Below are 24,421 nucleotides of genomic sequence, written 5' to 3' on the forward strand. Positions count from 1 at the left end.
GAATAAAACTGTCAACATTCACGTAAATGAATTTTCGACGAGTTCTTACTTGAAATCTTATGTCTCCACAACATCTCAGTAAGCACCCACACGAATTACTTAATGCTAATTTTTAAAGAACGTTGCTTTGATTTCGCTAAAAGCTTTCTCTCAAAGCGGGCTGCGTATTTTACAGAAGCAGCTTTCAATGTCAACAAGTCTTTTAAACTTTCTCAAGAGGCGAACCTCTTAATTTTGACATCCGATCGAGTCACCAGAGCGTCTCAATCAGTGCGAATCATTCTACCAGAGAATCTTTCGCTGTCAACCGTTAATTTTCAAAAAATCTTTTAGAATCAACAAGTTGCAAACCTTTTCCAGACAACTCCAAGGAGCCTCTCTGTCGGATCAGGCGGCGCATTCTACAGTCTTTTCAGACTTGGTCAACACCTTTTTTCGACCCGTTTTCCTGGTCGTTGCCAGCGCTGCTGGGTAACGATCAAGAGCGGCGCATTATAGAGATGCGGCGATTTGGGTCAACTACTTTCTGTAATAAATTTTAAGTAGTTACGCATACGCGTATACTCCCGCCTGCTCGACCCAGAATGTGTTGTACCTATATATAGAAGAGAGTCTCGTGATGGCAGAGAAGGCAGTCGTAATTTATTCCGGTGGCATGGATTCGTTCACCATACTCAACCGCGCTAAGAATGAAGGCTTTGATCTGTATGCTCTTACCTTTGACTATGGGCAGCGCCATAGCAAAGAGATTCAGTTCGCTAAGCGTGTTTGTGATGAGCTGGAGATCAGCCATAAGATCATCGACATCACTGCTATTAACCAGCTATTACAAAGTTCGTCTCTGACCTCAGACATTGAAATCCCTGAAGGTCACTACGAAGCTGCCAACATGAAGTCTACTGTGGTACCAAACCGCAATATGATCCTTCTCTCTCTCGCGATTGGTTACGCGGTAGATATAAGCGCTAACAAAGTCTTCTATGGTGCGCACTCAGGAGATCACGCTATCTATCCTGATTGCCGGCCAGACTTTGTCCATGCGATGAACCGGGTTGCCAAGCTGGCCAACTACGAGCCCGTCGATATCGTCACGCCCTACCTTAATAGCGATAAGACGGAGATTCTGGCAGACGGCCTGAAGATGGGGCTGGATTATGGCAAAACCTGGACCTGCTACAACGGCCGCGACAAAGCCTGTGGTAAATGCGGCTCCTGCACGGAACGCCTTGAAGCATTTGCTGCTAATAGCGCCACCGACCCTATTGCCTACGAGTCGGTGTGATGGCAAAGAATACCTACCGCGTTAAAGAGGTCTTCTACACATTACAGGGAGAAGGCGCTCAAGCCGGACGCCCTGCTGTTTTCTGCCGTTTCTCTAAGTGCAATTTGTGGAATGGCCGCGAGGACAGCCGCACTGCCGCTGTCTGTAAGTTCTGTGATACCGACTTTATCGGTACCGACGGACACCTGGGTGGTGAGTATTCTGCAAGTGAACTGGTAACAATCATTGCATCGCAGTGGCCAGGAGAGACCTCAGGGAATTCAGTTCAGGGAAAGCCCTATGTGGTCTGTACTGGTGGCGAGCCAGCACTCCAACTTGATTCAGTACTTATCGATGAATTGCATAAAGCAGGGTTTGAGGTCGCCATCGAAACCAACGGCACCCTGCCCTTGCCTGACGGCATCGACTGGGTTTGTTTGAGCCCGAAAGGTGACTCCAAACTTGCCGTCATCAACTGCGACGAACTGAAACTGGTATATCCACAAGCAGATGCTCTACCAGAACGCTTTGATTACATCGTCGCTGAGCATTGCTATCTGCAACCGATGGCTGACTTCGAGCCTGTAGTGATCGCCAGCGACAAGCTTGAGGGGGCAAAAGAAGGTCTATCTGTATCCAACACCCGCAAAGCCGTGGATTACTGCATGAAGCACCCAAAATGGAAGCTCAGTCTGCAGACCCACAAACTCCTCGGAATAGAATAACGCCACTCAGCGTCACAGGGTAAAAGCGACCTTCGTTTTCAGCTCGCCGGCCTCATAGCGCCGATGAACCTCTGCAACCGCACTCGCCGGTTGCACCTCCGTTTCAGGCACTGTGATGCGCCCAGCATCGACTTCTTTCGCTAACCAGCTGAGAAAGCGGCCATGGGTCGCTCTGCCATTACCACTCAGTAAAGGTAACAACATAAACACGGCATGAATGCTCAAGGCTTTAGCATGCGCTTGAGTCAGGTCGTAAGTATTACGAGCATTGATGGTTGCAACCTGCCCCCCGGGAGCACAGGCGTATAGCGCTGTCTGAAAGCTCTCACCACCGAAGGTATCAAGCACCTTATCGAACTGGCCTGCGTGTGCAGCCGCCTCACTGTGCGACAGTGCGGTCACATTAAACGAGGCGATCTGATCCCGGCGGATGTCATCACCGGCAGTGGCCGTAACAGCAACACCACGAAGCTTAGCGAGTTGCAGAGCCATCTGGCCGACGCCACCAGATCCTCCCATAATCAGACAGGATTCATCTGCCTGTAACTTCAGACGTTCAATCGCTTCAAAGGCCGTGATCGACACCAGCGGAAGAACGGCGGCCTGCTGCGCAGTCACAGAGCGGGGAGCTAATGCCATCAGGTCAGCATCGACCGCGATGTAACGACACAGCGTCCCACTACTGCCTTTTACTCCACCCGCACAGCCATAAACGACATCGCCTTCAGAGAAACCGGTCACCTGCTCACCAACGGCAATGACCTCACCGGCGAGGTCACAACCAACCACATGATTATCCGAGGCAATTGGCGCCAGTCCGGCGCGGATTTTGGTGTCGATCGGGTTAAACCCTGAAGCTATGACCCTGACCAGCAGTCCGCCGGGCGAAACCTGCGGCATCTCAAGTGAGGTTTGCTCCAGAACTGTGGGGGCGCCTGTTTCAGCGAAATGCCAGCCGCTGTTACTCTGCTGTGCGGTATTACTCATGGTGACTGCTCCCCAATAGTTGGCTGATGATATCGCCTATGAGCTCATCATCTTTACGAGTGCTCAGGTAACTCGCGAACACCTGGCGCGTCATTTCAGGGACATCGGATACCTCATGCAACTCACCACTTTCGAGGTAAGGTGCAACCATAGTCGCAGGTAAGTAACCGGCACCACCGTGCATCAGGATGCTGTCGAGCGCAATCCGGCCAGTATTGGTTTTGAGCACCGGCGCCGCCATACCTTTAAATTCCTGAGCGTGCTGAATACGGAATGACGTCCCCCAATCAACCATCACGTAACCGAGTTCAGCGGCCTGGCTCCATTCAGAGCACTTCTCAGAAGCGACCATGACCAGAGGAACAGATATAACTTCGCGGGTCACCAGTTCATCAGCTTTTGGGGCATCAAACACTAACGCCAGATCTAACGAGCGTTCAAGGATCTGTCGTACCAGCGCACTACTGCTATGCGCCATTGCGCTGACTGCCATACCGGGCCGCCTCAACAGAGCCGGCAGCTTCTGCTGTAGCACTGCGTCCCACAGGTTTGGCGTAGCCCCAAGCGCGAACTGATAGTGACGGTCATCGGCAATGGCCACCTCGTGGCGGATGCGCTGCTCGAGAAGCACACTACTTTCAGCCAGGGGGATGAGTTTCTCACCCGCAGGCGTCAACTGGATGTTGTTTCGCTGTCGGGAAAACAACTCAACACCCAAAAGACCTTCGAGCTGGCGAATGCGGAAGCTCACCGCAGACTGAGTCAGGTAGAGATTTTCAGCCGCACGCCCGAAGTGTCGGGTGCGTGAGACTTCCATAAATGTTTTAAGTAGATCCGTATCCATTTCAACCAGAAAACTTTCACGTAACGAGAAGATTTTTTCGTTTTACCACAGACACGCCCCTGACCATACTCCGCCCAACACAAAAGACCGATTTCTTTTGTGATCGACAACTTTGATGATGGCAGGTGCTTTATGAGTCAAATTCAAGCGAAAAGCTTTGAAACTTCAAAGAAATTCTTTGACGATGCTAACTTTCCACGTGGTTTTCAGCGCTCAGGTGACTTTACGCGCCAGCAGGCTGACATCCTCGAGAATATGGGCGATGCTCTGAAGTCGCTGCACGAAGGAACACGCGAAGCGGCGACCGATGAAGAAGTCCGCTTTGTTGACTTCTGCCAGCAGAAACTTGAGCCTATTAACGCGGTCGAACGCGCATGGGCCGCCTATTGCAAAGCGCTTGCTCGCAAGCAGATTTATTTTACAGCCTCCTCCTCAGCATCGGAGGCAGACTATGAGAACACGGAAACAGATGACTGATCATGTACTCGGCTTCATCGAAGCTGTAGAACTCCCGGACCTTGGCATCGGCTGCGACGCCAAGGTGGATACCGGCGCTGCTACCAGTAGCCTTCATGCTGACCATATTGAAGAGTTCAGACGCGATGGCGAACTCTGGGTGCGGTTTCACGTAAAGTTTAATAAACAGTCAGCCCGGATTGATCAAACGTGCGAAGCGCCGGTCGTCGAGCAGCGTGTGATCACCAGTTCGAACGGGCATAGCTCACAGCGTTATATTATCGGTACAGAAATGAACGTAGGGGGCCTGAGCTTTAAAACTGAAATCAGCCTCAGTCACCGCGGCAGTATGAAGTACCCTATGTTGATAGGCCGAAAGGCTATCAAAGGCCGCTTTCTTGTGGATGTCAGTCGCGGCTGAGCGAAGCATCTTATCTATTAATTTTTTCAGTCGTTGCTATGACCCATCAGGAACCCGTTATGAAAATTGCCATACTGTCACGCAGTGCCAGCCTCTACTCAACCCGACGTCTGATTGAGGCAGCCGAGGCCCGCGGACATGAAGTGCATGTACTGGATACGCTGCATTGCTACATGAACATCAACAGCGTCGACCCCAAAATGCACTATAAAGGTGAGCAATTAGAGGGCTTTGATGCTGTCATCCCTCGTATTGGCGCATCAATCACCTTCTACGGCACGGCGGTACTGCGTCAATTTGAAATGATGGGCGTATACCCACTGAATGAATCCGTAGCCATCAGCCGCTCACGAGACAAGCTGCGTTCCATGCAGCTGATGTCACGCAAAGGCATTGGCATGCCGGTGACCGGCTTTGCCCACAGCCCGGATGATATTCCTGACCTCATCCAGATGGTCGGTGGCGCTCCTCTTGTGATCAAGCTTCTCGAGGGGACCCAGGGTATTGGTGTCGTACTGGCTGAGACGAAGAAAGCAGCAGAAAGTGTGATCGAAGCCTTCCTCGGCCTGAAAGCCAACATCATGGTACAGGAATACATTAAAGAAGCGTCCGGTGCTGACATCCGCTGCCTGGTCGTGGGCGATAAAGTTGTTGCTTCTATGAAACGTCAGGCTGCCGAAGGTGAATTCCGCTCGAATCTGCACCGCGGTGGTACAGCAACGGTTGTACGAATCACCCCTGAAGAGCGAGCCACCGCAGTGCGTGCCGCCAAAACCATGGGGCTTAACGTCGCGGGTGTCGATATCCTGCGTTCAAACCATGGGCCGGTTGTGATGGAAGTGAACTCATCACCGGGCATTGAAGGCATTGAGTCTTCTACCGGTATCGATGTCGCCACTAAAATCGTGATGCATATTGAGAAACATGCGCGCGCACACAACACCAAAACAAAGGGCAAGGGGTAAGCGTTTACAAACAGCATCCCCTCTCGTATAGTTCGAATGCGCCCCAGTAAAACCGGGCGCGGTATTTATCTGGGCAGCCATGGCTGCCCTTTTGCGTTCTGAGGAAGAAACACATATGCACGCCATCATGAATACCTATGGCCGTTTACCCGTCACCTTTACCCACGGTAAAGGCTGCTGGTTGTACGACACAGAAGGCCGTAAGTATCTGGACGCCCTGACCGGTATCGCTGTTTGTGGCCTGGGTCATGCGCACCCCGCCGTTACCGCCGCGATTCAGGAGCAGGCGGGCCAGCTCGTTCATACATCAAATCTGTACGGCATCGGCCGACAGCAGGAGCTGGCTGAAAACCTGACCCGTATTTCGGGAATGGATAATGTGTTCTTCTCTAATTCAGGCGCAGAAGCCAACGAAGCCGCCATCAAAATTGCGAGAAAATACGGCCACCAGAAAGGCATTTCAGAACCTGTCATTGTCGTGATGACCAAAGCTTTCCACGGCCGTACGATGGCAACACTGACGGCTACCGGCAACGCGAAAGCGCAGGAAGGTTTCGGTCCTCTGCTGAATGGTTTCGTACGTGTCCCATATATGGATGACGATGCCATCCGTGCAGTCGTTCGCGCAAACCCGAATATCGTCGCGGTTATGCTGGAACCTGTTCAGGGTGAAGGTGGCCTGGCAACGGCCGGCGAAGATTACATTAAAGCTGTGCGGGATATCTGCGACCAGAATGACCTGCTGATGCTGGTTGATGAAATTCAGACCGGCAACGGACGTACTGGCAGCTACTTCTGCTATCAACAGTTCGGCATTACTCCGGATGTTGTTACCACAGCCAAAGGGCTTGGCAATGGCGTACCTATTGGTGCCTGTCTCGCCCGGGGCAAAGCAGCCGAAGTACTGCAGCCCGGAAGCCACGGGTCGACCTACGGCGGAAACCCACTGGCATGCGCCGCCGCGAATGCGGTAGTGACGACCATAGAAAATGAGAAATTGGCTGAGAACGCGGCTCACATGGGCAACTACCTGGCCAGTGCTTTCAACGTGCGTTTACAGGACAACCCTCTGTTCTCCGAAATCCGGGGACGTGGCTTAATGATGGGGATTGTTCTGAAAAAAGACTGCACAGAATTAATGGCAAAGGGCACCGAAAAAGGCCTTCTGCTGAACGTTACCTCAGGCAATGTTATTCGTCTTCTACCACCACTGACACTGACAGAAGAAGAAGCAGATCTGATCGTAGAGGGAGTTATGGAACTGATCCATGAACTCAATGAATGACCAAATGGAAAAGACAGTGAGACACTTTCTGACGCTCTCGGATACTTCTCCGGATGAGCTCAACTGGATAATTGAACGGGCCATCGAGCTCAAAAAGAAGCAGCGTGCAGGAGAAATCTACGAGCCGCTGAAGAACAGAGTACTGGGGATGATCTTCGAAAAGTCATCCACCCGTACCCGAGTATCTTTTGAAGCTGGTATGAGCCAGCTCGGTGGCAGCGCGATCTTCCTGTCACCACGCGATACCCAGTTAGGTCGTGGCGAGCCCGTTGAAGACTCTGCACGTGTACTCTCGCGTATGGTTGATGTTGTCATGATCCGTACTTTTGATCATGACATTATCGAACGCTTCGCTGCCTACTCTTCTGTACCCGTCATCAACGCCCTGACGGACGATTTCCACCCCTGCCAGCTGCTTGCAGATATGCAGACCTATGTAGAGCACCGCGGTTCTATTGCTGGCAAAACGGTGGCCTGGATTGGCGATGGCAATAATATGTGCCACTCCTACATCAAGGCGGCGGTACAATTCGGATTCAATCTGCGTATTGCTACGCCAGAAGACTTCGAACCTGATGCCCGCATCGTCAGCGAAGGCGGTGACCGTATTCAGCTGTTCAAAACCCCTGAAGAAGCTGTCGCAGGTGCGAACCTCGTCGTGACTGACGTGTGGGCTTCAATGGGTCAGGAAGAAGAGCAGGAAGAACGCATTCGCAAATTCCAGGCATTTCAGGTTTCTCCTGCTTTGCTGGACAAAGCAGCGAGCGACGTGATTTTCATGCATTGTTTGCCCGCGCACCGTGGTGAAGAAGTGACTGATGAAGTCATGGAAGATCCGCGTGCAGTGGTCTGGGATGAAGCTGAGAATCGCCTTCACGCCCAGAAAGCACTGCTGGAGTTCCTACTCTGCCAGGAAGAAGAGGACTGAGGCTGTCCTCTGTGGCGCTCAGTGCAGTGACAACTGCTGAGCGCCTTCCAGATAGACCTGATTACGGCCAAGGCGCTTCGCCTCATAGAGCATCCGGTCAGCCCGGTTAAGGACATCCTCAGAAGCCTCATCCGGATGATACTCGGCACCGCCGATCGATACCCGCTGCTCCAGGTCGACCTCAGAGAATCTATGATTCTCGACAGAAACGCGTATACGCTCCAGAACTCCTGACGCCGCTTCAAGATTTAGCCCTGACAGCAGCAGAACAAACTCTTCCCCGCCGTAACGAGCCGCCAGGTCAATTTCACGGACAGAAACCCGAAGCAGATGGGCGAGTTCAGCAAGCACCTGATCTCCTATCCTATGGCCGTATTCATCATTAACCCGCTTGAAGTAATCGATATCGATGAAGGCAACGACGAACGGGATCTCTTGCCGGATAGACAGAGCCCTCTGCTTTTCGAGGGTCTTAAGCAAATAGCGTCGGTTATTCAGCCCCGTCAGTTCATCTGTGACCGCCAGTTCTTCGATACGAGCCAGCGCGCGTCGTAACTCGGAATTTTTCTCGCCGTAGGCTTTCCTCAGAATAAAGAACTCGCGACCGATAAATGCATATACCAGCAGGCTCGTCATCAAAGCCACACCGATGACGACTTCAAATTCGGGTACAAGCAGTTCACTGGCGCTGTAGTGCGTAGAGAAAATAACTAACGAATAACAAACAACAGTAAACAGCGATATGCCGACAAACCCGCGGCCCGATAGCCGGAATACACCAAAAGGCATTATGTTGAGATAACCCAGAATCATGATTCCGCGGAGTTCAGGGGCCAGAACCATTAGCCCTGACATGTAAAGAATCACGAGCGCCATCACTGGCATCGTCATACTGGGATCGGAGGTCTCCATTGCTCTGCCCGAGTATATGTACCAGACAGTAATTCCATGGACGACAAGATATAAAGATACCATGGCGCCGAACCATGCATTCGGCGAGGCTCCGTACTCAATACCAAAACCGACGTAGTAAAGAATGCTGAATAGAAGAACACCCGCTGCAGCAAGGCTGTGCCGGCGTAAAATGTCCTTTCTTAGCTGCCCCATAAAGGCTTCCCAAAGTATCTTATCTGTCAGAATAATGGGGGACGGCGCACCCCGCCAGAGCCTTTTACATAAGGACAACAATTCCGGCCCGATTCCATCCTGTTGTCCGTTATAACCACTTCATGCCGGGCGGCACAAGCGTCCTACAGCATCTTTCCAGCCATCGTACAGTTTGTCCCTTTTCGCTTTAGAGATTTTTGGCACAAAGACCCGCTCCGTCTGCCACAAGCCTGCAACTTCATCCAGGCTCTGGTATACGCCGGACTGAATCCCCGCGAGGTACGCAACGCCCAATGCTGTTGTCTCGGTGATCTGAGGCCGGGTAACACGTACCCCGAGAACATCACATAAGAACTGAACCAGCCAGTCGTTCTTGACCATACCGCCATCGACTCTCAGCTCTGCCGCCTTCGCGCCATCGCCTTCCATTGCCGACAGCAGATCCCGCGTCTGGTAACAAACCGCCTGCAGGCCGGCCGTAACCAGCTCTTTGATTCCGCTATCGCGGCTAAGACCAAAAATCGCACCGCGTGCATCCGGATCCCAGTATGGCGCTCCCAGGCCTGCGAATGCAGGAACCATATAGACTGGATTTTCGTAACCCGTTTTCTCAGCGAGCGACTGACTCTCTTTCGCGTCCTTAATCAGCTGCAAGCCATCCCTGATCCACTGAATCGTGGCACCTGCCATAAAAATCGACCCCTCGAGAGCATAGGTCGTTTCTCCATTGATCCGATAGGCGATTGTCGTCAGCAGGCGATGCTGAGATGTCACTGCCTCGCGCCCAGTATTCAGCACCATAAAGCAGCCAGTCCCGTAGGTGCTCTTGATCATCCCCTCAGAAAAACAACCCTGACCGATCAAAGCAGCCTGCTGATCACCGGCCACGCCGCCTATCTGTACCGCTCCACCTAACCAGCCGCTCAGAGTCTTTCCGAAGTCTGATGCGCTGTCCTGAACCTCAGGAAGCAGTGAAGCAGGGATATCAAACAAGGAGAGCAGATCAGCGTCCCAGCACTCTTCATGGATGTTATAGAGCATGGTGCGACAGGCATTAGTTGCATCCGTTAAGTGAGAACGCCCGCCTGTCAGCTGCCAGATCAACCAGGTATCGACCGTGCCAAACGCTAGCTCCCCCGCTTCAGCGCGCGCTCGGGCCCCCTCAACGTTATCCAGTATCCAGCGGATCTTGGTAGCTGAAAAATAAGGATCCAGCAAAAGTCCGGTGCGTGCAGATATCTCATTTTTCTGGCCTTCCCACTGACGACAAAGGTCCGCGGTTCGTCTGTCTTGCCAGACAATAGCAGGATACACAGGTTCGCCAGTTTGCCTGTCCCAGATCAGTGTTGTTTCCCGTTGATTGGTAATACCAATCGAAACAATATCAGAGGCTCTGGCACCCACCTGCTTAAGGACATCGCGCGCGCACTTCAGTGAGGTCTGCCAAAGGTCTGAAGGCGCATGCTCTACCCAACCCGGATTCGGAAAGTGCTGCTCAAATTCTTCCTGCGACTGCGCAATCACTTCACCCGACAGACCAAATAATATGGCGCGGCTGCTGGTTGTTCCCTGATCAAAGCTAAGCAGATACTTCGACATACAGTGAGATCCAATCTGACTAAAACTCCAGACTAACTGCTCCAGGAAGTCGCTTCCAGATATGTCAGTAAAAATGCGGTGTATATGAATAAAATAACAGATAGCGCTAAACTGTCATGAAATATCCTCAAGAACTACCTCTATGCTTGATATACGCCATATGAAAACGCTTGTTGCTCTGAGAGACGCTGGTAGCCTGGTCGATGCTGCCCGGCGTCTGCACCTCACTCAGTCGGCACTATCGCATCAACTTAAAGATCTTGAGTCGCGTCTGAATACCCGTTTGTTCGAACGGAAATCGCGTCCTATCCGTTTCACACGGGCGGGCCTTGAGGTACTACAACTCGCTGACAACGTCTTACCTATGATTCAACGCACCGAACAAACACTGAAGAAGATCGAAGCGGGGCATGATGGACGACTCCATATGGCGATCGAATGTCACAGTTGTTTTGAGTGGTTAATGCCAGCCATAAATCAGTTCCGCGATCACTGGCCCGACGTCGAGATTGATCTCACAACCAGTTTCCATTTTCAGCCACTTGAGGCACTCAGACGCGGCGACATTGATCTGGTGATTACGTCAGACCCCGCAGATGATCCGGTGGTCACGCACATCCCGCTGTTCAGATACCAGTCAGTTCTTGCAATCGCTAACCAACACCCCCTGACCCAATACGACTGGATCAGCCCGGAGCACCTGAGCGAGGAAACCCTGATTCATTATCCCGTTGACCGCCGGCGCCTGGATATTTTTGAACGTTTTCTTGAACCCCATGGCATTGAGCCATCAGCAACACGGGAAACCGAGTTAACTCTGATGATGATTCAGCTCGTCGCCAGCGGGCGCGGCGTCGCCTGCCTGCCAAACTGGGCACTTCAGACCTACCTTGATGCAGGGTTGATATCCGTACGGCCGTTAGGTGAAGCTGGAGTCTGGCCTGTGCTATATGCAGCCATCCGAAAAGAGCAATCCGGAACTCAGTATCTCAAGGACTTCATCGAGACCGCCGCAGAAAGCTCATTTGCAACATTGGAAGGAATAGTTCAACCGGAAGCCTGATGTAACAAAACCGGCCAAAAAAAAAGGGCCTCAACAAAGGAGGCCCATTAAAGCGACACAGTGTGTCGCAACATTCTCACCACGTCTCCAAAGGATACGTGCGTTTATAGTGACCTGTATGAACCAAGTAATCTATAGCTGGAAGGTGACTATTTGTAACGTTATGTTACAGGTGTCTAAAAACGCACCGATTCACGACTCTATTTGTCCTTCATTGCAATTCGTGGCCGATACATTGTCAGTCTGTGTGAACACGCGGCCAGATCAGGCTGAAACGCGCGCCACCCAGTTCGTCACTGCGCCCCACCATTGCCCGACCGCCATGCCAGTACATAATCCGGCGCACAATCGATAATCCAAGACCATAACCGCCAGAAGCGCGGGTCCGACTGTCATCCAGGCGAGCGAACGCGCTGAAAACACGATCCCAGTCCTCCTCCGGAATTCCAGGGCCATCGTCTTCGACATCCACACGGCAGATATCGTCCGCTACGCTGCATCGCACTTTGACACGCCCTTTAGCATAACGCCCTGCGTTACCGACCAGGTTCTGAATAGCCCGGTGCACGTACCTCGGTTCAACCTCAGAGAACGGGAACCCCTCTGGACCACCCCCCTCAAATGATACGGCAACATGCTCTGGCGGTCGGGCCTCGCCGACCACCTGTTTGGCCACTTCAGCAACATTGATTTTCTGGAAATCAAGAATCGGCCCGCCCTCTTCGAGACGCGCATAGGTAAGAATTTCATCAATCAGCTCATCAAGTTCCTGAATGTCCGCATCCATACCAGCAAGCTGTTTGGAAACAAATGGATCATCCAGTACAGAGTCTTCTATGATCTGAGCACCAAAACGAATGCGTGCTACCGGTGTACGTAACTCGTGAGAAACGGCGCGGACCATTTCACGCTGAATTGAGATCAGACGCTGAATATGTTCAGCCATCTTATTGAAGGAATGACCCAGGCGGCCAACAGCATCTTCACCAGAAGTGCTCACACGCGCATTCAGGTGTCCCTGAGACAGACGACTGGTCGCCTGTTCAAGTTTTCGCAGACGCGTTTCAAAGGTGTTAACCACCCAATAAACGCCCAGGCCTATTAGTAAAACACCGATAGTGCCAATGACGAAAACAGCTCTGAAAGAATATGGATTGAATTTTTCAACCGGACCGAGACGCACCACCTGCTCAGCCCCCGGGATTTGTATGTAAGCATCCGCACCAGTGCCATCGACGGCAAGCTGCACTAGCACATCACCGTACTGCATACGCGCAAGGTCAGTTGCCGATATTTCCAGATCGGCGATATTCACCACGGACAGAGGGTAACCGAAGCGGCTCTGTACATCCGCCAGAAAGCTTTCGATTGCCTCTCCGCTGCGTTGCCATAGTTCGACTAACAGGCGAGCGGTGGCCCTGACCTGAAGCTCAGAAAGCTTATTAAAGTCGACATACAGCCACTGTCCATCAGGCATCATGCTGCGCATAGAGGCTGTTTTGCCATCAGGTGAAACAGTAACGATGACCTGACCTCGCATTAAGCGCGACCGCTCATACTCATCTTCCGGCCCACCGTCTTCAGAACGAATCGCAATAGACGCATCAAACGCTGCTTCAAGACGCGGCAAGGTCCCCTCATCCGATGCGAGGCGTTCACCAATCAGATACAGACTACCGCGGGAGACTTCTTCGTAGAACTGTGCAGAACGCACAAGGTTAACGAGCTGTAAAGCAGCTGAGCACAAGACTGCAACTGCCAGAAGAGCACCAAGGAGCCCGAAATATACCCGGATAAAAATAGCCGTTTACTCCTGTAACGGGTCAGAGCTCTTTAACGAACAAATAACCTTTGCTACGTACCGTCTTGATACGTTTAGGATTCATCGGGTCATCACCCACCTTCGGACGAATCCGCGAGACACGCACATCGATGGATCGATCCTGGCCGTCATATTCAATGCCACGTAACTGGTTAAAAATTTCTTCACGGGTCAGAACCCGTCCGGCGTTGCTACTGAGCAGCCACAACAGATCAAATTCGGCACTGGTCAGGTCAATACTCTCACCTTCCAGCCAGGCTTCACGCATCGAACTGTCGACAACCAGGTTACCGAACGTCAGGCGGGAAGATGAGCTGCCTTCTTCTTCCACTTCCTCTACGCCATCGCCAACTCGGCGCAACAGCGCGCGAATACGGGCCAGAAGAACACGTGGGCGGACAGGCTTAGCGACGTAATCATCAGCCCCCATTTCAAGACCCAGAACCTGGTCAAGGTCTTCAGTGCGTGCCGTCAGCATCAGGATAGGCCCTTTGTAGTGCGGACGAACAATGCGGCAGACAGCCAGACCATCTTCACCCGGCAGCATCAGATCAAGAACAACCAGATCCGGTTGTTCAGACTTGATACGATCAATAGCACGGCTACCATCGCCCTCTACTGTCACAATCAGGCCGTTGCTTTCAAGGTAATCCTTGGTCAAGGCAGCGAGACGCTCATCGTCTTCAACGATAAGGATTCGCCAGTTTTCCTCGGGGCTCTGTGTATTTTCGTGCTTTAACATGAAGACCTACCATTCCTAACAATCGAATGTTCCATTCAAGGAACCTGTGCTCGGCTACATCAGCCACAGCAACGCCTCTATCATAACTATAGATAACTTTAGACGCTGTTACGCTTTGTTGCACAGTAACAGTCGACATTTATATCAGAACGGCCGTTTTCACACTGAGAAACGATGTTCATCAGGCGGTGACTGGGCTGGCGTCGGTTACCCCCTTCATGTCCACCACATACGCACAACTTATCCACAATACGAGCTGTCCAATAGTGCCGAAACAACACAAGATATGGGGTTGAATTCACCCACCGGGCGCATTATCTTGTGGCGAAGTAAAAAACCTACATGACGTCAGAGACTTAGCGCGCTTCCGCAGTTAAAACAACCGGAATGTCAAGCATTAAGACACCGGCGCCGTCAGGGAAAGATGGAGTAGATTCCCCTTGAATACAGGCACAGAAAACATGAACGCTACCCTCAGAGTCACCAAACGCGACGGCAGTCAGGAACCGATTGATCTCGATAAGATCCACAAAGTTGTCACCTGGGCTGCAGAAGGGCTGGAGAAGGTATCTGTGTCAGAAGTTGAGCTACGTGCTCATCTTCAGTTTTTCGATGGCATCCAGACCTCGGAAATTCATGAAACCCTGATCAAAGCCGCGGCCGACCTGATTTCAGAAGAAGCCCCTGATTACCAGTATCTGGCCGCTCGCCTGAATATTTTCCACCTGCGCAAGAAATCCTACGGCCGTTTTGAGCCGCCAGCTCTGCTTGATCACGTTAAAGCGATGGTTGAAGACGAGCGTTACGACAAGCACCTGCTTGAGGATTACACCGAAGAAGAATTCGCGGCGATGGACGCATTCATCGATCATTCACGCGACATGAACTTCAGCTACGCCGCGGTGAAGCAGCTCGAGGGGAAATACCTTGTCCAGAACCGCGTAACGGGTAAAGTCTACGAAAGCGCTCAGTTCCTTTATGTCCTGATCGCTGCATGTCTGTTCTCGTCGTACGATAAAGAGCGCCGCCTCGACTACATCAAGCGCTTCTACGATGCGGTTTCCACGTTCAAGCTTTCTCTGCCGACACCCATCATGGCCGGTGTGCGCACCCCGACTCGTCAGTTCAGCTCGTGTGTACTGATCGAAGCCGGCGACAGTCTGGATTCCATCAACGCAACAGCCGGTGCCATCGTTAAGTACGTTTCACAACGTGCGGGCATTGGCATCAATGGCGGGCGCATCCGTGCACTTGGCAGCCCGATCCGTGGCGGCGAAGCATTCCACACAGGTTGTATTCCGTTCTACAAGCACTTCCAGACGGCAGTTAAGTCTTGTTCTCAAGGTGGTGTGCGTGGCGGAGCAGCGACTCTGTTCTACCCGATCTGGCACTACGAAGTTGAAAACCTGCTGGTTCTGAAGAACAACCGCGGTGTTGAAGAAAACCGCGTGCGTCACCTGGATTACGGTGTTCAGCTGAACAAGCTGATGTACGAGCGTATGATCAAGAATGGCAATATCACCCTGTTTTCACCGAGTGATGTGCCTGGGCTTTACGACGCCTTCTTTGAGGACCAGGAACTGTTCGAGCAGCTCTACACCAAGTACGAAGCTGATGACAGCATCCGCAAAAAGACCATCAAGGCGGTCGACCTTTTCTCAATGATGATGCAGGAACGTGCAAGCACCGGTCGTATCTACATTCAGAATGTGGACCACTGTAATACCCACAGCCCGTTCAATCCGAAGAAAGCGCCGGTGCGTCAGTCAAACCTCTGTCTTGAGATTGCACTGCCAACCAAGCCGCTGAACGATATCAACGATGAAAGTGGCGAAATTGCCCTGTGTACTCTCGCGGCATTTAACCTGGGTAAGATCGACGACCTGAACGAACTCGAAGATCTTTCTGATCTTATTGTGCGTGCGCTCGATAGCCTGCTCAGTTATCAGGACTACCCGGTACCGGCAGCACAGCGCGCCAGCCTTGCGCGCCGCACCCTGGGTGTTGGGGTGATTAACTTCGCCTATTTCTTAGCGAAGAACGGTGTTAAGTACTCCGACGGCTCAGCCAATGGCCTGACGCACCGCGCTTTCGAAGCGATTCAGTACTGGCTGCTGCGCGCATCAAACCAGCTGGCGAAAGAGCAAGGCGCGTGTGAAGCGTTCAGCGACACGACTTATGCTCAGGGTATTCTCCCGATCGACTCTTACAAGAAAGATGTCGACAAGTTCTGTGAAGAGCCTCTTCAGTACGACTGGGAAACGCTGCGCAAAGACATCGTGGATACCGGCCTGCGTAACTCTACCCTGACCGCTCTGATGCCATCAGAGACCTCATCGCAGATCAGTAACGCGACCAACGGTATTGAACCACCGCGTGGATACATCAGCGTTAAGCAGAGCAAAGACGGTATCCTGAAGCAGGTTGTGCCTGATTATGAGAACCTGAAGAAAAACTACGAGCTTCTGTGGCAGATTCCGGACAACCAGGGCTACCTGCAGCTGGTCGGTATCATGCAGAAGTTTGTCGATCAGGCGATCTCGGCGAATACAAACTATGACCCGTCCCGCTTCCCGGGCAATAAAGTACCGATGCAGCAACTGCTGAAAGACCTGTTGACCGCATACCGTAACGGCGTGAAGACTCTGTACTACCACAACACCCGCGACGGCATGGAAGACCCGCAGAAAGAAGCCGTACAGGAAGACGACGATTGTGCCGGCGGTGCATGTAAAATCTGATTTATTAAGGGGCGCGGCTATGGGGCAGCGCCCATAGCACGAGACTAAAACAGCGAATGGCTTACACAACTTTTAACCGTAACGAGTTTGACACTTTTGAGCAGCCGATGTTTTTCGGCGAGCCCGTCAACGTTGCACGTTACGACCAGCAGAAGCATAAGATCTTTGAAAACCTGATCGAAAAGCAGCTGTCCTTTTTCTGGCGCCCGGAAGAAGTCGACCTGACCAACGATCGCAAAGATTTTATGGATCTTCCGGAGCACGAGAAGCATATCTTCGTCTCTAATCTGAAGTATCAGACACTGCTGGATTCCGTTCAGGGCCGTTCTCCAAATGTCGCACTACTGCCTGTCGTGTCTCTGCCAGAACTCGAAACCTGGATTGAAACCTGGTCTTTCAGTGAGACTATCCACAGCCGCTCTTACACGCACATCGTGCGGAATATTGTCCCGAATCCGGCTGTTGTCTTCGATGACATCACCAAGAACGAATACATCGTCCGCCGTGCAATTTCGGTAACCAAGTACTACGACGACTTTATCGAACTGAGTAACTACTATCAGCAGCTCGGTGAAGGCAAGCACACAGTGAATGGTGAAACCATTGATGTGAACCTGCACGAACTGAAGCGCCGCCTGTACCTGACAATGGTCTCGGTCAACGTTCTTGAAGCGATTCGTTTCTATGTCAGTTTTGCCTGCTCATTCGCATTTGCTGAACGCGCGAAAATGGAAGGCAACGCGAAAATCATTAAACTGATCGCGCGTGATGAGGCCCTGCACCTCACCGGTACTCAGCACATGCTCCAGATTATGGCACGTGGTAAAGACGACGCTGAATTCGCACAAATCGCTGAAGAGTGCCGCGATGACGTCATCGGCATCTTCCGCGAAGCAGCTGAGCAGGAAAAAGAATGGGCTGATTACCTGTTTAAAGACGGTTCAATGATCGGTCTGAACAAAGACATCCTGAGCCAGTACGTTGAATACATTACCAACCAGCGTATCGGCGCGCTGGGCTTCGATCCGATCTTTGAAGTGCGTAACAACCCACTCCCGTGGATCAACGCCTGGCTGAACAGTGATAACGTTCAGGTGGCGCCACAGGAAGCTGAAATCAGCTCTTATCTGGTAGGTGCGATTGACAGTGAAGTTGATACTGCAGACTTCGGTGACTTTGACCTCTAATCTCTGATTCCATGACCAACGCACGCAGGGCGGCCCGTATCGGCCGCCGTCGCTGGGCCAGTTCGAGAACATTTTATTCTGACGCCCAGACCGAAATGGAACTGACCGGTGGCAGCACCACTCAGCTGGAAATGGATCTGGGCGAACTGCCCCTTCCCGCCACTACCAGATCGCTCCCCAAAGAAGATACCGTACTCGAGCAGGGTGACCTGTTTGATCTGCTGGCAGAATCTCCTGAGCCAACGCCGCAGACCATCTTTGAAGGCATGGAGAAACCTATCTTCGAAGTGGCATTCGCGGACGGTCGTAACGCACGTTTCCAGCACGCAAACACCTTGCTGGAATCCCTCGAGGCTCAGGATATTCATATCGAATATCAATGCCGCGAAGGCTACTGTGGCAGTTGCCGGGTGCGCTTAGTTGAAGGCGATGTTCACTATATCGAAGAGCCTATGGCATGGATTGATGATGATGAAATTCTGCCCTGCTGCTGTATACCGAAGTCGGCCCTGAAACTTCAATAGTTCAAAGTCTTGCATTCAATCGCCGCCTTCCGGTAGCCTTCATAAATTCTTATACACCTTTTATACAGAGGACACTATGGCACTCGACTTCCCAGAACTGGGTCAACCAGCTCCAGACTTCACCACCCTGAATCAACGCGAAGAAGAGGTTGCCCTCAGCGACCTTAAAGGTAAAAAAGTCGTACTCTATTTTTACCCGAAAGCTATGACACCAGGCTGTACCGTTCAGGCTTGCGGTCTGCGCGATACCCAGAAAGAGCTGGACGACCGTAATGTGGTTGTTCTGGGTCTTAGCCCGGACGCTCCGAAGCGCCTGCAGAAGTTCATTGATCGCGATGAGCTGAATTTCGACCTGCTTTCAGATGAAGATCACGCCATCGCTGAGAAGTACGGCGTGTGGGCCATGAAAAAGTTTATGGGGCGCGAGTTTATGGGCGTTCATCGTATTACCTTCATCATTGATGAAGACGGCAAGCTCGTCCACATCATGGAAAAAGTCAAAACTAAAACCCATCACGACGACCTGATCGCAGCGTTGGATGCTCTGTAATTTCAAAACAGAAGTCAGTCACTACGACGATACTGCAGGGGAGTCATCCCCTGCCAGCGTTTAAACGCTTTGCTGAAGGCGCTGCCGTCGGCAAAGCCCAGCAGAGCACTGATGTCGGCAATCGGTACGTCTGTTCCCCTAAGCAACTGCGTCGCCCGACGCTCACGTTCGGCATCCAGTAACTGTTGAAAACTGGTTCCGGCTTCAACGAGGCGACGCTGTAGCGTACTGACGCTCATATATAAGCGTGAGGCAATTTCCTCACGGTCAGTAGCAAGGTGCACAGCTTCCTGCAAGCAACGCTCTACCCGTACTCTTACTTCAGGCTGCTGAACCCGCTTTAACTGCGCATCAAGCAATTGCTGGTGCATTCCTGCAAGCGCAGGCTCCCCACCGGGCAGAGGCTTCTGAAACCACCCAACGTCATACACCAGAGCGTGCTTGCCCGCTCCGAATTCCGGAATACATCCATACGCACGTTCGTATTCTTCTGCCTCCGCCTCGTCAACGGTAAAACCCAGCAGCACTCTCACCGGCGGCACCGGGCGGCAGTATAGCCACTCTCCAAACTTCTTAAGTAACAGGAGTACGGTGTCTATCTGATCACGACTGAATGACCTGTCACCCGGCAGATAGATCACATGCATCTGGCCATTATCTTGATTGAGAGAAAAACGCCCGCCTTCACTGATGACCGACGAATAACGCTCTGCCATGCTCAATGCCTCCAGCAGACTCCGACTGTGCATAAGGTTCATGGCAAGTAGGGGGAAATGCAGCGGCGTCAGATACTCCCCCAGCCGCAGACCCAGCGGCTGGTCTGTCGCCGCTGCTGCGGCTCTCCAGAATAAAAGTGTACGCTCCAGATCAATACGCGCATCAGGTTCTGACAGCTCACCAGGCATAATGCGAGCCTCCCGCAGGACGTCCTCTGCAGAAATGCCAAGGGAACGAAAACCCTGAAGTAATACGGTCAACCAGTGTACCGATACACGTAACTGGGTTGTTTTGCTCTCTCGCGTCATAATGATTGTTTAGAACAAACCTCTGACCTGCAATGACAAGATAAAGCCCGAAGGCTGGCGTAGACTGGATATCATAACAACAAACGGAGACTGCGATGAGTCGTAAAACTGTTGATCAATGGTTCGCCGAGTATGGCGAGAGCCATCAAAACCCGCTGAACAAACTGATCCACTGGTTCTGTGTACCACTCATTTACCTGGTGATTTTTGCGCTACTGTGGGAGATTCCGCAACCTGACTGGCTCGCTTCCATACCACTGGTCAACTGGGCTGTCCTCGGCGCGGTCGTTACCATGACCTTCTATGTAAGGCTGTCTAAACCATTGGCCAAAGGCCTGGGAATATTCACGCTGATTTGCCTTCTTTTTCCTGTTATCTATGAGCAGATGACTGATACCCCACTATGGCTCACCAGCATTATTGCCTTTGTGATTCTCTGGATTATGCAGTTTGTCGGTCACCATATCGAAGGTAAAAAGCCGTCATTCTTTAAAGATATTCAGTTCTTACTGATTGGTCCCGCCTGGGTGGTCGGCTTTCTCTATGACCGCCTGGGTATCAGCTATCGCTAAACTGACTAATGCGACATGTGGGCCTTACGGCCTGCATGTGCCATTGGCCACCCGTGAGAGATCCGTTAAGGTCAGTGAACTGGAATCATAACCACTTCACATCAGGGACAGCCATCTTGCGTTTTTCACTCCGTACCTCTGCTGGTTTTTCAACCTTGCAGACCACCGCAGGGATCATTATCAGCGGTATACTCACAGGTACTGCTCTCCACTACTTTCCTGACCTGCTCGATCAGGCAGATCGCGAAGTAACCCGTTACGCAGCGTCTGCGGAAGCAATTCACCAGGAAGTATGGGAAACCTATGAGGAAACACAGGGCATAAACGCCAAACCTCGACGGGAATCGGTGCGACACGGCTTCTCTGCCGCAAATGACCTTGTCGCTTCTCCACTCGGTGGCTACTGTTTTGACCCGGAAGCACCTGAGGGCAACCTCCAGGACTGTCCTGTCGCGGCTTCAGATTAGGCCCTGTTAACTCTGCGTAACTGAGGTCTGTTGAGAGCCAATCAATATCAGAACAAGGAAATACTATGACTCTCGCCTACTGGTGCGTGCTGGCAGCCGCACTGATGCCATTCCTTTTTACGGGTATCGCCAAATTCAGCGGTGGACGTTACAACAATTACTCGCCGCGCGAGTTTCTTGAAAAACAGGAAGGTTTCCGCAAACGTGCCCACTGGGCTCAGCTGAATAGCTTCGAAGCATTCCCGATGTTCGCTGCTGCCGTGATTATTGCTCACCTGACCGGTGCAGAGCAGGATTACATTAATACTCTGGCGATTGCGTTTATTGGTATCCGTATCGTGTACGGTGCAATGTATCTGGCAAATCTAGCCGCACTGCGCACACTGGTGTGGGCCGCTGGTCTGGCCTGCGTGATCGCTCTGTTCGCAGCGGGCGCATAAGAGCAAGGGGGCAGTACCTGACTGTTCAGAGACTGATAAGCAAGCAGTCGACAGTTATGCAGTCAGGTGGTGACCCCGGAGTTTGTAGCAATACGATGGGTTGCAGTAGATGACGATCTGACGGCCCTTGTCAGGCGTCTCAATCATATACAGGTCATTGAATCCCGGAGTGTGCTCAGAAAACATCGTGTTCTTCAGGACCTGTGCGTGCCATTGAACCGATCTGTCATACTCGTGTACAGCAGGTTGATCCGTCGCAGCAACAAGTGCCACAGCCATGATCGTCGATAGCAGGTATTTCATCGATACCCCTCCTCGCTGACGCAAACACCTTTCTGTTCATCAAAAAGGCAGTATCAGTAAGTATAGAAGAGCTTTCTGAGCCGGCATGGCCTTTCACGTTGAGATTCGTAACCGGTTCACATATTCAAAGCGGGAAACGCCTGAAATGTTATCGAGGTCTCACCGATCAGGCATTCACACTCTGACGCATAGAGACAAGAAGCTCAGCTTCGGCTCTGGCAACACCCAGTGAGTCGATCAGGTCTTCAGCAGACGCCCCCATTCCCGCGAGACGAGATGCCTGCTCAAAACGCGCATCAGGTGCCGCAGACGCAGGCCGCTTGTCTGCCGCTGCCGCCCTGGCTTCTACCTGCTTCATCCGGCGCCCGAGACCAATTGCACTTTTGCTGATGGCCTCCTGCCCCTGCTGCAGCTGGAAAATTTTGTCCTCCAGTTGCTGTGTCTCCCTGCTTTGCTGTTTACGCAGCGCGACGATAAATCCTGCCGCTGCCAGCAAAACAGTGAAATTTCCGATGAGTAACCAATGAACCAGCGTCAGTGTTGGCATGACAGACCCCTATAGACCGTGAAGTTCTGTCCACTCCTCATCTGTCATCAGTTTTTCAAGATCCACCAGAATAAGAAGTTCATCGTTCTTATGGCAGACACCCTGAATAAACTTGGCGCTTTCTTCATTGCCGACATTCGGAGTGGTTTCGATTTCTGACTGACGTAGATAAACCACCTCAGCCACCGCATCCACGAGAATGCCCACGACCTGATTCTCTGCCTCGATAATGACGATACGAGTCTGGTCTGTGGTGTCCGATGTCGGCAAGCCAAAACGCTGTCGGGTGTCGATCACAGTGACGACATTACCCCGCAGGTTAATGATGCCCAGTACATAAGGTGGCGCCCCGGGTACTGGTGCTATTTCGGTATAACGCAGTACTTCCTGAACCTGCATTACGTTAATACCGTAACTCTCGTTTTCAAGCCGGAAGGTTACCCATTGGAGTACCGGATCTTCCGCACTTTTAGCGGCAATTGCTGACATAAAACATCCTCGCTAAGAAAGGCCGATGCCTGACAGTGTCAAAAACACTACAAACCTTTCTTAACTATAGATCAGAGCACAAAGTGTACCAGCCGAAATGAAGGAAAATTTGTAACTTAAAAAAAGAGAGCCCAAAGCCGGGTAAAGCGCTGGTTTACAGCGGCTTTCCAGGGGTTCAGCCTTGCGTCGACTTCAAGTGAGACTCAAGAAGATCGACCAGGCTGGGTACATCCAGCAAAGCACACATCTCTGAAATGACAGTGCCCGCCAGCCAAGGGCGTTTACTTGCGTCTCCGCGCCATTTAATTGACTCAGAAACCAGTGTAATAGTGTCGCAAATACCTTCGCAAGCGAGCGCCCAAGGCGTACGATCCAGCTGAATGAGGTATTCGTATCCAGATTCACGTAAAGATATGCCGCGCTCTGGCATAATCAATCTGGCGCTGTCGACGATCGTCAATTTGTCCGTATCGCTCTGCCATACCCCCAGAGACCAATCGGATTGACCAAACAGTGGCGTTACTTTCATGTTTTCAGCTGGGTATACGCCCCCCAACTGGGAAAGAGGAATCGCGAGCTTTAAACCAGCAACACTGAACAACAGACACTCGACACCCTGACTCGAATCCCACAGCAACTTCTTTTTATCTTTCGTAACTGTGGCGTTCTCGCCTGCTACGGTGACGCTGGTCTGTAGCTCCTGCGAAACAATATTTGCCTCTGGGGATGCCTCTTCAACCTTAACTTCTGGATCAAGGGCGTATGGGTCCCAGTCCTGAATTTCATCTGTGACTACCTCCGGCTGAAGCGAAAGTGACGCTTCTTCCATCAGAGTCCCGACAATCTCCGATGTATCGACATCATTCACCACCACAGGCTCTGTTGCAGCTGCTGTTTCAGTCAGAACTGGGGTCTCAGTCACCACAGATACTTCTGTAGCGACAATCAGGAGTTGGTCGAGATAGTTCTGGAGAACACCATCAACCTGATTTTCTTTAGTAAGAGTACTGGCTTCCTGCGCAGTGACTTTGTCGTCCGTCAGCTGGCTTTCAGACATCGAGGACACCTGCGCAACACGACAGGACGTGAAGTTTCAGCCGGCTGGGGGGAATCGTCTGAACGACATGCAACAACCGCAAAGCGGTAATGCGGTTGATCGCTACGGCATTAACCTTCAGCGGTGGCTTTAATGGAATAACCCGCATTCCCAGAGCAATGGTATCGGTCGCAACCGGTTTGTACTCTTCTTCAGGCGCCTGTGCCGCAGCGCCAGCGAGCAGGTCGCTGACGATAGCTTTTCTCGGGTCCTCATCGACTGTCGTCAACAGACTGTCGAAGTACCCCATCAAGACATCCGTATTCCCCGACATA

General features: G+C 51.9%; 27 protein-coding genes. 15 read left to right on the forward strand and 12 right to left on the reverse strand.

Going from position 1 to position 24,421, the window contains the following annotated elements:
• Positions 1–619 precede the first annotated feature (619 nt).
• Together queC and queE are read left to right on the forward strand one after the other, a co-directional pair.
• On the forward strand, positions 620–1,282 hold the full coding sequence (gene queC, locus BW941_RS06925; RefSeq protein WP_076514894.1) for a 7-cyano-7-deazaguanine synthase QueC: 663 nt from the start codon (positions 620–622) through the stop codon (positions 1,280–1,282).
• Positions 1,282–1,986: a 7-carboxy-7-deazaguanine synthase gene (gene queE / locus BW941_RS06930; RefSeq protein WP_076514895.1), complete on the forward strand. Its 705-nt coding sequence runs from the start codon at positions 1,282–1,284 to the stop codon at positions 1,984–1,986. The genes queC and queE overlap by 1 nt, the downstream gene beginning before the upstream one ends.
• Positions 1,987–1,998: 12 nt before the next feature.
• Here the strand turns inward: queE and BW941_RS06935 are convergent, their stop codons facing one another.
• Together BW941_RS06935 and hdfR are read right to left on the reverse strand one after the other, a co-directional pair.
• On the reverse strand, positions 1,999–2,973 hold the full coding sequence (locus BW941_RS06935) for an alcohol dehydrogenase catalytic domain-containing protein (protein ID WP_076514896.1): 975 nt from the start codon (positions 2,971–2,973) through the stop codon (positions 1,999–2,001).
• On the reverse strand, positions 2,966–3,817 hold the full coding sequence (gene hdfR / locus BW941_RS06940; RefSeq protein ID WP_076514897.1) for an HTH-type transcriptional regulator HdfR: 852 nt from the start codon (positions 3,815–3,817) through the stop codon (positions 2,966–2,968). The genes BW941_RS06935 and hdfR overlap by 8 nt, the downstream gene beginning before the upstream one ends.
• A 132-nt stretch (positions 3,818–3,949) precedes the next feature.
• Between hdfR and BW941_RS06945 the strand changes: the two genes are divergently transcribed.
• The 5 genes from BW941_RS06945 (at position 3,950) to argF (ending at position 7,872) form a co-directional block, all read left to right on the forward strand.
• Complete coding sequence (locus BW941_RS06945) at positions 3,950–4,294, forward strand: MaoP family protein (protein ID WP_076514898.1); 345 nt, start codon at positions 3,950–3,952, stop codon at positions 4,292–4,294.
• Positions 4,269–4,694, forward strand: a complete 426-nt coding sequence (locus BW941_RS06950) for an ATP-dependent zinc protease family protein (RefSeq protein WP_068440268.1) — start codon at positions 4,269–4,271, stop codon at positions 4,692–4,694. The genes BW941_RS06945 and BW941_RS06950 overlap by 26 nt, the downstream gene beginning before the upstream one ends.
• Before the next feature lie 59 nt (positions 4,695–4,753).
• Positions 4,754–5,659, forward strand: coding sequence for a 30S ribosomal protein S6--L-glutamate ligase (gene rimK, locus BW941_RS06955; RefSeq protein WP_068440265.1), 906 nt, complete (start codon positions 4,754–4,756; stop codon positions 5,657–5,659).
• A gap of 115 nt (positions 5,660–5,774) precedes the next feature.
• A complete protein-coding gene (locus BW941_RS06960) occupies positions 5,775–6,944 on the forward strand; it encodes an aspartate aminotransferase family protein (protein WP_076515164.1) in 1,170 nt (389 codons plus the stop codon).
• 4 nt (positions 6,945–6,948) lie between these two features.
• Positions 6,949–7,872 (forward strand): ornithine carbamoyltransferase, encoded by a 924-nt coding sequence (argF, locus tag BW941_RS06965; protein ID WP_139325778.1) that lies wholly within the window; start codon positions 6,949–6,951, stop codon positions 7,870–7,872.
• 18 nt (positions 7,873–7,890) lie between these two features.
• Here the strand turns inward: argF and BW941_RS06970 are convergent, their stop codons facing one another.
• Positions 7,891–8,979: a GGDEF domain-containing protein gene (locus tag BW941_RS06970; protein WP_076514899.1), complete on the reverse strand. Its 1,089-nt coding sequence runs from the start codon at positions 8,977–8,979 to the stop codon at positions 7,891–7,893.
• A 120-nt stretch (positions 8,980–9,099) separates the two neighbouring features.
• Positions 9,100–10,578, reverse strand: a complete 1,479-nt coding sequence (glpK, locus tag BW941_RS06975; RefSeq protein ID WP_076514900.1) for a glycerol kinase GlpK — start codon at positions 10,576–10,578, stop codon at positions 9,100–9,102.
• A gap of 142 nt (positions 10,579–10,720) precedes the next feature.
• Here glpK and BW941_RS06980 point away from each other — a divergent pair, with 142 nt between their 5' ends.
• A complete protein-coding gene (locus BW941_RS06980) occupies positions 10,721–11,641 on the forward strand; it encodes a LysR family transcriptional regulator (protein WP_076514901.1) in 921 nt (306 codons plus the stop codon).
• Positions 11,642–11,879: 238 nt separating this feature from the next.
• Here BW941_RS06980 and BW941_RS06985 read toward each other — a convergent pair whose 3' ends face one another.
• Both BW941_RS06985 and BW941_RS06990 read right to left on the reverse strand, forming a co-directional pair.
• Positions 11,880–13,355 carry an ATP-binding protein gene (locus tag BW941_RS06985; RefSeq protein WP_139325779.1) on the reverse strand — a complete coding sequence of 492 codons (1,476 nt, stop codon included), beginning with the start codon at positions 13,353–13,355 and terminating at the stop codon, positions 11,880–11,882.
• Positions 13,356–13,464: 109 nt separating this feature from the next.
• Positions 13,465–14,205 (reverse strand): response regulator, encoded by a 741-nt coding sequence (locus BW941_RS06990; RefSeq protein WP_068440255.1) that lies wholly within the window; start codon positions 14,203–14,205, stop codon positions 13,465–13,467.
• A gap of 461 nt (positions 14,206–14,666) precedes the next feature.
• Here BW941_RS06990 and nrdA point away from each other — a divergent pair, with 461 nt between their 5' ends.
• From nrdA to bcp, 4 genes are all read left to right on the forward strand, one after another.
• Entirely contained in the window at positions 14,667–16,946 is a 2,280-nt protein-coding gene (nrdA, locus tag BW941_RS06995; protein ID WP_076514903.1) for a class 1a ribonucleoside-diphosphate reductase subunit alpha, read from the forward strand.
• A 56-nt stretch (positions 16,947–17,002) separates the two neighbouring features.
• Positions 17,003–18,133, forward strand: a complete 1,131-nt coding sequence (nrdB, locus tag BW941_RS07000; RefSeq protein WP_076514904.1) for a class Ia ribonucleoside-diphosphate reductase subunit beta — start codon at positions 17,003–17,005, stop codon at positions 18,131–18,133.
• 11 nt (positions 18,134–18,144) lie between these two features.
• Positions 18,145–18,657, forward strand: a complete 513-nt coding sequence (gene yfaE, locus BW941_RS18080) for a class I ribonucleotide reductase maintenance protein YfaE (protein WP_297532895.1) — start codon at positions 18,145–18,147, stop codon at positions 18,655–18,657.
• Between the two features lie 76 nt (positions 18,658–18,733).
• Positions 18,734–19,207 (forward strand): thioredoxin-dependent thiol peroxidase, encoded by a 474-nt coding sequence (gene bcp, locus BW941_RS07010; protein WP_068440249.1) that lies wholly within the window; start codon positions 18,734–18,736, stop codon positions 19,205–19,207.
• Positions 19,208–19,221: 14 nt separating this feature from the next.
• On the opposite strand, the gene BW941_RS07015 is transcribed toward bcp, so the two are convergent.
• Positions 19,222–20,232 (reverse strand): helix-turn-helix domain-containing protein, encoded by a 1,011-nt coding sequence (locus BW941_RS07015; RefSeq protein ID WP_076514905.1) that lies wholly within the window; start codon positions 20,230–20,232, stop codon positions 19,222–19,224.
• A gap of 95 nt (positions 20,233–20,327) precedes the next feature.
• Here BW941_RS07015 and BW941_RS07020 point away from each other — a divergent pair, with 95 nt between their 5' ends.
• The 3 genes from BW941_RS07020 (at position 20,328) to BW941_RS07030 (ending at position 21,711) form a co-directional block, all read left to right on the forward strand.
• Positions 20,328–20,804, forward strand: a complete 477-nt coding sequence (locus BW941_RS07020; RefSeq protein ID WP_076514906.1) for an Mpo1 family 2-hydroxy fatty acid dioxygenase — start codon at positions 20,328–20,330, stop codon at positions 20,802–20,804.
• 116 nt (positions 20,805–20,920) lie between these two features.
• The gene (locus BW941_RS07025; protein ID WP_076514907.1) at positions 20,921–21,271 is read left to right on the forward strand and encodes a hypothetical protein; all 351 of its coding nucleotides are present in this window, start codon (positions 20,921–20,923) and stop codon (positions 21,269–21,271) included.
• A gap of 65 nt (positions 21,272–21,336) precedes the next feature.
• Positions 21,337–21,711, forward strand: coding sequence for an MAPEG family protein (locus tag BW941_RS07030; protein WP_068438495.1), 375 nt, complete (start codon positions 21,337–21,339; stop codon positions 21,709–21,711).
• Positions 21,712–21,765: 54 nt separating this feature from the next.
• Here BW941_RS07030 and BW941_RS07035 read toward each other — a convergent pair whose 3' ends face one another.
• The 5 genes from BW941_RS07035 to BW941_RS07055 all read right to left on the reverse strand — a co-directional run bounded on the left by BW941_RS07035 (position 21,766) and on the right by BW941_RS07055 (position 24,420).
• Positions 21,766–22,014: a hypothetical protein gene (locus BW941_RS07035; RefSeq protein WP_076514908.1), complete on the reverse strand. Its 249-nt coding sequence runs from the start codon at positions 22,012–22,014 to the stop codon at positions 21,766–21,768.
• A 166-nt stretch (positions 22,015–22,180) separates the two neighbouring features.
• Positions 22,181–22,561, reverse strand: coding sequence for a DUF2802 domain-containing protein (locus BW941_RS07040; protein WP_076514909.1), 381 nt, complete (start codon positions 22,559–22,561; stop codon positions 22,181–22,183).
• Positions 22,562–22,570: 9 nt separating this feature from the next.
• Positions 22,571–23,050, reverse strand: a complete 480-nt coding sequence (locus tag BW941_RS07045; protein WP_068440243.1) for a chemotaxis protein CheW — start codon at positions 23,048–23,050, stop codon at positions 22,571–22,573.
• A 175-nt stretch (positions 23,051–23,225) separates the two neighbouring features.
• The gene (locus BW941_RS07050; protein ID WP_076514910.1) at positions 23,226–24,107 is read right to left on the reverse strand and encodes a chemotaxis protein CheW; all 882 of its coding nucleotides are present in this window, start codon (positions 24,105–24,107) and stop codon (positions 23,226–23,228) included.
• A complete protein-coding gene (locus tag BW941_RS07055) occupies positions 24,100–24,420 on the reverse strand; it encodes a hypothetical protein (RefSeq protein WP_076514911.1) in 321 nt (106 codons plus the stop codon). Before BW941_RS07055 ends, BW941_RS07050 begins: the two co-directional genes overlap by 8 nt.
• Between the last annotated feature and the right edge of the window lies 1 nt (position 24,421).

It is taken from the genome of Thalassolituus maritimus, assembly GCF_900156675.1.
GTDB lineage: Bacteria > Pseudomonadota > Gammaproteobacteria > Pseudomonadales > Oceanobacteraceae > Thalassolituus > Thalassolituus maritimus.